At 74.8% G+C, this 8,451-nt stretch carries 10 protein-coding genes; 6 read left to right on the forward strand and 4 right to left on the reverse strand.

Going from position 1 to position 8,451, the window contains the following annotated elements; all coding sequences use genetic code 11:
• Window positions 1–4: 4 nt before the first annotated feature.
• A complete protein-coding gene (locus tag ACFXA3_RS26585; RefSeq protein ID WP_385190824.1) occupies window positions 5–322 on the reverse strand; it encodes a hypothetical protein in 318 nt (105 codons plus the stop codon).
• A gap of 95 nt (window positions 323–417) precedes the next feature.
• Here ACFXA3_RS26585 and ACFXA3_RS26590 point away from each other — a divergent pair, with 95 nt between their 5' ends.
• From ACFXA3_RS26590 to ACFXA3_RS26605, 4 genes are all read left to right on the forward strand, one after another.
• A complete protein-coding gene (locus tag ACFXA3_RS26590; RefSeq protein WP_181382609.1) occupies window positions 418–870 on the forward strand; it encodes a DUF4442 domain-containing protein in 453 nt (150 codons plus the stop codon).
• 214 nt (window positions 871–1,084) lie between these two features.
• Window positions 1,085–1,285: a DUF2191 domain-containing protein gene (locus ACFXA3_RS26595; protein WP_385190825.1), complete on the forward strand. Its 201-nt coding sequence runs from the start codon at window positions 1,085–1,087 to the stop codon at window positions 1,283–1,285.
• A 116-nt stretch (window positions 1,286–1,401) separates the two neighbouring features.
• Window positions 1,402–3,912, forward strand: a complete 2,511-nt coding sequence (locus ACFXA3_RS26600) for a beta-glucosidase (RefSeq protein WP_385190826.1) — start codon at window positions 1,402–1,404, stop codon at window positions 3,910–3,912.
• A 57-nt stretch (window positions 3,913–3,969) separates the two neighbouring features.
• Window positions 3,970–4,620 carry a DedA family protein gene (locus ACFXA3_RS26605; RefSeq protein ID WP_385190827.1) on the forward strand — a complete coding sequence of 217 codons (651 nt, stop codon included), beginning with the start codon at window positions 3,970–3,972 and terminating at the stop codon, window positions 4,618–4,620.
• A 246-nt stretch (window positions 4,621–4,866) separates the two neighbouring features.
• Here ACFXA3_RS26605 and ACFXA3_RS26610 read toward each other — a convergent pair whose 3' ends face one another.
• Window positions 4,867–5,418 carry a gamma carbonic anhydrase family protein gene (locus ACFXA3_RS26610; protein ID WP_385190828.1) on the reverse strand — a complete coding sequence of 184 codons (552 nt, stop codon included), beginning with the start codon at window positions 5,416–5,418 and terminating at the stop codon, window positions 4,867–4,869.
• Between the two features lie 131 nt (window positions 5,419–5,549).
• Between ACFXA3_RS26610 and ACFXA3_RS26615 the strand changes: the two genes are divergently transcribed.
• Entirely contained in the window at window positions 5,550–6,341 is a 792-nt protein-coding gene (locus ACFXA3_RS26615; protein ID WP_385190829.1) for an acyltransferase, read from the forward strand.
• A 30-nt stretch (window positions 6,342–6,371) separates the two neighbouring features.
• Here the strand turns inward: ACFXA3_RS26615 and ACFXA3_RS26620 are convergent, their stop codons facing one another.
• On the reverse strand, window positions 6,372–7,238 hold the full coding sequence (locus ACFXA3_RS26620) for an EamA family transporter (RefSeq protein ID WP_385190830.1): 867 nt from the start codon (window positions 7,236–7,238) through the stop codon (window positions 6,372–6,374).
• 123 nt (window positions 7,239–7,361) lie between these two features.
• On the opposite strand from ACFXA3_RS26620, the gene ACFXA3_RS26625 reads away from it, so the two are divergent.
• A complete protein-coding gene (locus ACFXA3_RS26625) occupies window positions 7,362–7,970 on the forward strand; it encodes a helix-turn-helix domain-containing protein (protein ID WP_385190832.1) in 609 nt (202 codons plus the stop codon).
• On the opposite strand, the gene ACFXA3_RS26630 is transcribed toward ACFXA3_RS26625, so the two are convergent.
• Window positions 7,948–8,352, reverse strand: a complete 405-nt coding sequence (locus ACFXA3_RS26630; RefSeq protein ID WP_385190833.1) for a CoA-binding protein — start codon at window positions 8,350–8,352, stop codon at window positions 7,948–7,950. The two genes, ACFXA3_RS26625 and ACFXA3_RS26630, sit on opposite strands and share 23 nt — an antisense overlap.
• Window positions 8,353–8,451: the final 99 nt, after the last annotated feature.

Here is an 8,451-nt window from a genome sequence, read left to right on the forward strand (position 1 = left end):
TTTTTTAGCGGCGCCCGGAGACCTCGCGGGCGGGGGGGGGGGCGCCCCCGGCGGCGCGGGCGCCCCCGGGGTCTCCGGCGGGGTTGTGGGGGGCGGGGGGGATCCGGGCGGGGGTGCGCGGCGGCGCCGCGGCCTGCTGGGGCTGGCCCCAGGGCTGCACCGGCGGGGGTGCCTGGTAGCCCGCCTGCGGGTACCCGTAGCCGGCCTGCTGCTGGTACGGGTTCGGCTGCTGTCCCTGTCCTGGCTGCTGCTGGTACGGGTTCTGATGCGCGTCCTGGGGGTTCTGTTCTCCCCCGGGCGGCTGCTGCTGTCCTGGCCACATGGCCGGTAACGATAGTGGGCGGGGGTGACAGGGGCCACGGCCGCCCCCGGGCAGGTCTGGCCAAGGCTGTCTACTGGTGGGTAACATCGCCTGTCATGAGCGCAGACCAGATGAACGTGGGCGAACTGCTCGCCGCTACGGTGCCGATGGCCCGGACCCTGAACCTCCAGTTCCTGGAGACCACCCCCGAGCGCGCCGTCGTCCGGCTGCCCGACCAGCCCGACTACCACAACCACGTGGGCGGCCCGCACGCCGGCGCCATGTTCACCCTCGCCGAGTCCGCGAGCGGCGCCATCGTCCTGGCCGCCTTCGGCGACCAGCTCTCGCGCGCCGTGCCCCTCGCCGTCAAGGCCGAGATCGGCTACAAGAAGCTCGCCAAGGGCGTCGTGACCGCGACCGCCACCCTCGGCCGCCCGGCCGCCGAGGTCATCGCCGAACTCGACGCGGGCGGCCGCCCCGAGTTCCCCGTCACCATCGCCATCCAGCGCGAGGACGAGGCCGTGACGGGCGAAATGACCGTCGTCTGGACGCTCCGCCCGAACGCCTAGTCGCCGGCGGCCGCCCGTGCGTGGGCGGTGCCGCCGGTCCAGGACCCGCCCGGGGACGAGGAAGAACCCTCGCCCTTGGGCGGGTTCCGTGCTTTCTGCGTCCTCGGCGTTCCCTCTGTTCTCAGCGGTGTCCGACTTCTTTGCGCGCCCGCGCGTGTCGGGCCCCCGAGTACGGGGGATGGCTGGAGTCCGGGCGACTGTTCAGGAGGTGGCCGTGGCCAAGGTCGACATCAGTCTCGACGCCGGGCTCGTGGTGGAGGTGATGGTCCTCGCCGGGATCGGTTCGCCCCAGGACGCGGTGGAGGCCGTCGTACGGGACTACATCGCGCGCGGGCACCGCACGGAGGCGCGGGTGCAGGCGCAGGACGCGGCCCGCCGTGACGGCGAACTCCCGGAGCCGCCGCCGCAGGGCTGAACCTCGCCGCAGCGGTGGCGCGCCCGCACCGGCCGGCCGGGCCCGCGCCGCACAGTGGGCGCGGGAGAGGTCCGGCGCGGGCCGCTCGCGCCGCCCGGAGCCGCAGGGAGCCCCCCATGAGCGAGGCCGTGTCCAGACGTTCCGCGATGCGGCTGCTCGCGGCGGCGGGCGCCGCGCTGGGAACGGGCGGCTGCGTGGCCGCGGTGCCGCCCGACGCCGTCCCCCGTGCGGCCCGGGCTTCCGGGGGCGCGACCGCGGTGCCCGGCCGGCCCGGCAGCGCCGCCCGGATCGACGCCCTGCTGGAGCGGCTCACCCCGGAGGAGAAGACCTCCCTGCTGCACGGCGCCCGCGACCCCGCCCCGCTCGGCCAGGCCGGGTACCTGCCGGGCGTACCGCGCCTGGGCATCCCGGCGCTGCGCCTCGCCGACGGGCCCGCCGGGGTCCGGGTCGCCGAGCCGGCCACCGCGCTGCCCGCGCCGGTGATGCTGGCCTCCGCCTTCGACCCGGCGCTGGCCCGCGAGTACGGCAGGGTCATCGGCCGCGAGGGCCGGGCCCTGGGACAGGACGTCGCGCTCGCCCCGATGGCCAACCTGATCCGCACCCCGTACGCCGGGCGGAACTTCGAGACCTTCTCCGAAGACCCCCGGCTGACGGCGGACCTCGTCGCGGAAGTGGTCCGCGGCATCCAGGACGAGGGGCTCATCGCCACCGTCAAGCACTTCGCGCTCGGCAACCAGGAGCGGGGCCGCGACACCGTCGACGCCGTGGCCGCCGAACAGACCCTGCACGAGACGGAGCTGCGCGGCTTCGAGGCCGCCGTCGGCGCCGGAGCGGGCGCCGTGATGGGCGCGTACAACAAGGTCAACGGCACGTACGCCTGCGAGAACAAGCCGCTGCTCGACGAGGTGCTGCGCGGCCGCTGGGGGTTCGGCGGCTGGGTGGTGTCCGACTGGGACGCGGCCCACAGCACCGTCGCCGCCATCGGCGCCGGCCTCGACATGGAGATGCCCGGCGGCACCCACTTCGGCGACCCGCTCCGCCAGGCCGTGCGCGGCGGCTCCGTCCGCGAGGACACCGTGGACCTCGCGGTCCGCCGGATCCTGGCCACGATGGACCGGTTCGGGCTGCTGGCCGCGCGCCCGCCGGCCCGGCCCGCCCGCGACGCGGCCGCGGGAGCCCGGGTCGCCCGCCGGGTCGCCGCGGCCGGGGCGGTCCTGCTGCGCAACGAGCACGCCACCCTGCCGCTGACCGGCGCCGCCGCCCGCTCGATCGCCGTGATCGGCCCCACCGGGCAGGTCCCCTTCGTCGGCGGCGGGGGCAGCGCGCACGTGGTCCCCGACCGGGCGGCCGCCCCGCTCGACGCGATCAGACGGCGCGCCGGCAACGGCAGTACGGTCCGCCACGCGCTCGGCGAGGACCTGTACGGCCGCCCGCTCCCGCCGAAGCTGCTCACCCCGGATGCCGACCTGGCCGACCGGCGGGTGGACGCCGGTCGGAGCTGGAGCCACGAGGGCACGTTCACGCTCGCCGCGGACGACGAGTGGACGCTGCTCGTCCACTACACCGGGAAGCGGCCCGGCGTGCGCCTCGACGGCGAGGAGCTCTTTCCCGTCCGGCAGGGCGCGGCCGAGCAGTTCGCCGGCGGCCTCCTCGCCCGGGCCGCCGACGGGTTCGCCGTACGCCGCCGCACCCTCGCCCTCACGGCGGGCCCGCACCGGCTCGCCGTCTTCGCCGAGGGCGGGGACAAGGGCCAGCGGTTCCGGCTGCTGCACACCACGAAGGCGACCCGGGCCGCCGACCTCGCCGAGGCCGTGAAGGCGGCCGGGGAGGCGCACGCCGTCGTGCTGTTCGCCTACGACGACGCCACCGAGGGCACCGACCGGACCTCGCTGGGGCTGCCGGGCGGGCAGCCGCGGCTGATCGAGGCGGTCACCGCCGTCAACCCCCGCACCACGGTCGTGCTCAACACCCCCTCCGGTACGACCATGCCGTGGCTCTCCGGTACCGGGGCGGTCCTCCAGATGTACTACCCGGGCCAGGAGGGGGCGGCCGCCACCGCCGACGTCCTCTTCGGGGACGTGGACCCGGGCGGCCGGCTCACCCAGACCTTCCCGGCCGACGAGCACGCGACCCCGGTCGGCGGGGACCCGGTGCGCTACCCGGGTGTGGGCGGCCGGCAGGAGTACGGCGAGGGCGTCCACGTCGGGCACCGCTGGTACGACGCGCAGCAGGTGGCCCCGCTGTTCCCGTTCGGGCACGGGCTCTCGTACACGACCTGGGCGTACGAGAAGCTGAGCGTCCGGCCGCAGCGCGGCGGGCTCCGGGTGGAGTTCACGGTCCGCAACACCGGGCGCCGCAAGGGCACCGAAGTGGCCCAGGTGTACGTCGGCCCCTCCGCCGAGCTGACGCTCGACCAGCCGGTGCGCGCACTGGCCGGCTACCGGCGGCTCACCCTGGCACCGGGCGAGGCGCAGCGGGTGGTCCTCGACCTCGACGCCCGCACGCTCTCCTCCTGGGATCCCGAACTGCACGCCTGGGTGCCGGGCTCAGGCCTTCGCGAAGTGTTCGCGGGCCGTTCCTCCCGCGAACTCCACCTGAAGGCGAAGGCTGTGTTCACGAGCAGATAGGCTGCCCGTTCGGCGTGTCACAGCGGACGCGCCGCCGCGATACGGGAGGACGTACCGGTGCACATCCAGGAATGGCTGGAGACGATTCCGGCGGTCAGCATCTATCTCCTGGTGGGTCTGGTCATCGGGCTGGAGAGCCTCGGCATCCCGCTGCCCGGGGAGATCGTCCTGGTCAGCTCGGCGCTGCTGGCCTCGCAGCACGGGGAGATCGACCCCGTGGTCCTGGGGGTCTGCGCCTCCGCCGGGGCGATCGTGGGCGACTCGATCGGCTACGCGATCGGCCGCAGGGGCGGCAAGCCGCTGCTGGAGAAGCTGGGCCGGCGCTTCCCCAAGCACTTCGGGCCGCAGCACGTGGCGCAGGCCGAGCGCTCCTTCGAGAAGTGGGGCATGTGGGCCGTCTTCTTCGGGCGGTTCGTGGCCCTGCTGCGGATCTTCGCCGGTCCGCTGGCGGGCGTGCTGCACATGCCGTACTGGCGGTTCCTGATCGCGAACGTCCTCGGCGGGATCCTCTGGGCGGGCGGCACCACGGCCGTCATCTACTCGATCGGCATCGTCGCGGAGCCGTGGCTGAAGGGCTTCTCCTGGGTGGCGCTGGTGGTGGCCCTGCTGATCGGGCTCACCGTGACGCTGGTGCTGCGCAGCCGCATGAAGAAGGCGGCCGCGGCGGAGGGAACGACCGCCGCCGCGGAGCCGGCCGCAGCCGAATAACGCACCGCCACCCGGCGCACCGCCACCCAGCCGGTCCGCCGCACGGCCGGTCCGCCGCACGGCCGGTCCGCCGCACGGCCGGTCCGCCGCACGGCCGGTCCGCCGCACGGCCGGTCCGCCAGGCGGCCGGACCGCCAGGCGGCCGGACCGCCTGCGGCCGCGGGCCGTACGGGTACGGCGCGGGCCGAACGGGCACGGCCTGCGCGCCGGCCGGCCACTGCTCGGGCCGGCCACTGCTCAGACCGGCTACTGCTCGGGCTGGACGGCCGCGCGGTGCTGCTTCGCCAGGTCCGCGTACATCAGCGCGTTGACCTTGATGCCCTCGCGCTCCTCGTCGGTGAGCTCCCGCCGCACCTTGGCCGGCACTCCCGCGACCAGCGACCCGGGCGGGACCACCATGCCCTGCGGGACCAGCGCCTGCGCCGCCACCAGCGAGCCGGCACCGATCACCGCGCCGTTCAGGACGGTGGCGCCCATGCCGATGAGGCAGTCGTCCTCGACCGTGCAGCCGTGCACCACCGCGTTGTGGCCGATGGAGACGCGCTCGCCGATCGTGACCGGGAAGCCGGGGTCGACGTGCAGCGTGCAGTTGTCCTGCACGTTGCTGTCCGCGCCGAGCGAGATCGGGCCGCAGTCGGCGCGCAGCACCGCCGAGTACCAGATGCTCGCGCCCGGGGCCATCGTGACGTCGCCGACCACGACCGAGGTCGGCGCGGTGAAGGCCGTGGGGTCGATCCGCGGGTTCTTGCCGCCCACGCCCGCGACGAGTGCCTGGCCCTGGTCCGCCTGATACGTCATGTTCTCTTCCTCAGTCCGTGTCTGCCGTGCCGTGTCGCGCTACCGGCACGGTAGGGCACGCACCCCGCAGACCCGGCGATGGGGTGAAGATCACGGCGCGCTCGGGGCGTCCGGCGCGTTACGGTGACCCGGTGCCGAAGAACCAGAACACGTTCTCATCCCTGCCTGCCGTGACGGCCCTGGCGTCCTTGCGCCGCAGGCTCGCCAACCGTGCGGTCCACGCCGGCTGGCGCTGGATGCAACAGGCCGGCGCGGTCACCGCGCAGACCCCCGGCCGGCTGCGCTTCGGCGCCATCGGGCACGGCACCCGCCTCGCCTTCCCCCAGGGCACGGTGTTCGGCGAGCCGTGGATCCGCCTCGGCGAGCACTGCATCATCGCCGAGCAGGTCACGCTGACCGCCGGGATGATGCCCGGCCTCGACCTCGGCAGCGAGCCGGTGCTGGTCCTCGGCAACGGCGTGGTCCTCGGCCGGGACACCCACGTCATAGCCGACACCAGGATCACCATCGGCAACGACACCTTCTGCGGGCCCGGGGTCTACATCACCTCCACGAACCACAGCTACGACGATCCGCACGAGCCCGTCGGCAAGCAGTGGCCGCGCAGCGCCCCGGTGGAGATCGGCCCGGGCTGCTGGCTCGGCACGGGAGCGGTGATCCTGCCGGGAGCCCGGCTGGGCCGCAACGTGGTGGTGGCCGCGGGAGCCGTCGTACGGGGCGAGGTGCCGGACCACGCCGTGGTGGCCGGGGCGCCCGCGCGGATCGTCCGCCGGTGGCGGCCGGAGACGGGCTGGCAGCCCCCGCTGCGGACCCCGGCGCCGGTGCCGATCCCGGAGGGGGTGACGCCGGAGCAGCTGCGCGCGGTGGCGCAGCTGGCGGAGGCCGAGCAGCGCGCGGCCGGCACCGCCGCGGAACCCGCCTGAGGGGGCGGTTCGCCCGGGGGCCGGACCGGGTCAGCCGGCGGCCAGGAGGACCGTGCCGGCGAGGGCCAGGCCGGCGCCGGCGGCCTGCACCGTCCGCAGCCGCTCCTTGAGCACCACGAAGGCGGCGAGCGCGGTGACGACCGGGTAGAGCGAGGAGAGCACGGCGGCCACGGTCACCGGACCGTGCTGGGCGGCGACCGAGTAGGTGCCGTTCGCCGCGACGTCGGCGAGGCCGACGAAGGCCAGCGCGGGCAGCAGGCCCCACAGGACGCGCGGACCCGTCCCCGCCGGCAGGACCGGGGCGCCGCGCCGGGCCCGGAACCACAGGGCCGCGCCGCCCGCGGCCACGTTGGTGACCCGCTGGACGAACAGGGCGAGGAAGAGGCCGGTCACGCCGGTGGAGGCGTGCGCGATCAGCGCCATCACCGCACCGAAGCCGAAGGCGGCGGTCAGGGTGAGCACGACGGCCCGCCGCTGTACGGGTGCACCGCGCAGCTCCGGCCCGCCCGCGAGGACGATGCCCACGACGGCCACCGCGATCCCGGCGAACTGGCCGGGCCCGGGGCGCTCGCCCAGCGCCAGCCCCGCCGCGACGGGCACGACCACCCCGATCGAGCCGAGCGGCGAGACCACGCCCATCGGCCCGAGGGCCAGCGCCTTGTAGAAGCTGAGCATGGCGACCGGTCCGACGAGGCCCGCGGCGACCGCGAACCACAGCTGCGGACCGGCCTCCCGCCAGGCGCCGGTGCCCAGGACGACCGCGCCGAGTGCGATCACGGCGAGGACCTGGGAGACCACGACCACCGTGAGCGCCGGGAGGCGGCGGGTCAGCAGCCCGCCGCCGAAGTCGGCGAGACCCCAGAGCACGGCTGTGGCCAGGGCGAAGAAGGCGGTCATGGCAGGGGCCTCGCAGTACAGTGCGGTGAACGGTGGAGTGCAGCGTGCAGCACGACGCACGGTAGTTCAGTGCATTGAACTACGCCAGTCAAAATATTGGACGCCAGTCATGGGGGCGCAACGGTGTCGGACCTCGAACAGCTCACCCAGGCCCTCGGCCGGAACCTCAAGAGGTGGCGCGGGGAGCGCGGTTTCACGCTGGACGCGCTGGCGGCCCGCGCCGGAGTGAGCCGAGGCATGATCATCCAGATCGAGCAGGCCCGTACGAACCCCAGCGTCGGCACCACGGTCAAGCTGGCCGACGCCCTGGGCGTGAGCATCACCACCCTGCTGGACCACGACCGGACCCCGCAGGTGCACGTCGTGCAGCCCGGCGAGGGAGTGCGGATGTGGTCCACCGGCGCGGGCAGCGGCGCGAGCATGCTGCTCGGCGACGACCGGCGCGGCCCGGTGGAGCTGTGGACCTACCGGCTGGAACCGGGCGACGGGACGGCCTCCGACCCGCACCCGGCCGGCACCTTCGAGATGCTGCACGTCACGGCCGGGGAGCTGACGCTGATCGTGGGCGACGAGCGGTACGCGGTGCCGGCGGGCGGGGCGGTCTCCTTCGAGGCGGACCTCCCGCACGCCTACCGCAACGAAGGCCCCGGCCCGATGGAGATGACCATGGCCGTCTCCATCCCGCCCGTCGACCGCGTACGGGGGCCGGCTACAGCGCCGGGATCTCGATAGCGGGGCAGCGGTCCATCACCACGTCCAGACCGGCGTCGCGGGTGCGCGCGCAGGCTTCCTCGTCGATCACGCCCAGCTGGAACCAGACGGCCTGCGCGCCCACCGCCACCGCCTCGTCGGCGACCGCACCCGCCAGGGAGCTGTTCACGAAGACGTCCACCACGTCGACCTTGAACGGGATCTCCGCGAGCGAGGCGTACCCCCGCTCGCCGTGGACGGTCTCCGCCTTCGGGTGCACGGGAACGATGCGCTTGCCGAACCGCTGGAGCGTACGGGCCACCCCGTAGGCCGCCCGGCCCTGGTTGGCGGACAGCCCCACCACGGCCCAGGTGTCGCCGAGCTCGGTGAGGATCTTGCGGATGGTTGCCGGGTCGCCGTGCACGGGTGCCGCCTCCTGTTGCCTTGCCGATGCGGCCCGCGGCGCCCGGCCCCAAACCGGATCAACCGACACGACCCAAGTCCGATTACCCCGAGGGGGGTG

Origin of the sequence: Streptomyces sp. NPDC059456 (assembly GCF_042750055.1) — a bacterium.
Classification (GTDB): domain Bacteria; phylum Actinomycetota; class Actinomycetes; order Streptomycetales; family Streptomycetaceae; genus Streptomyces.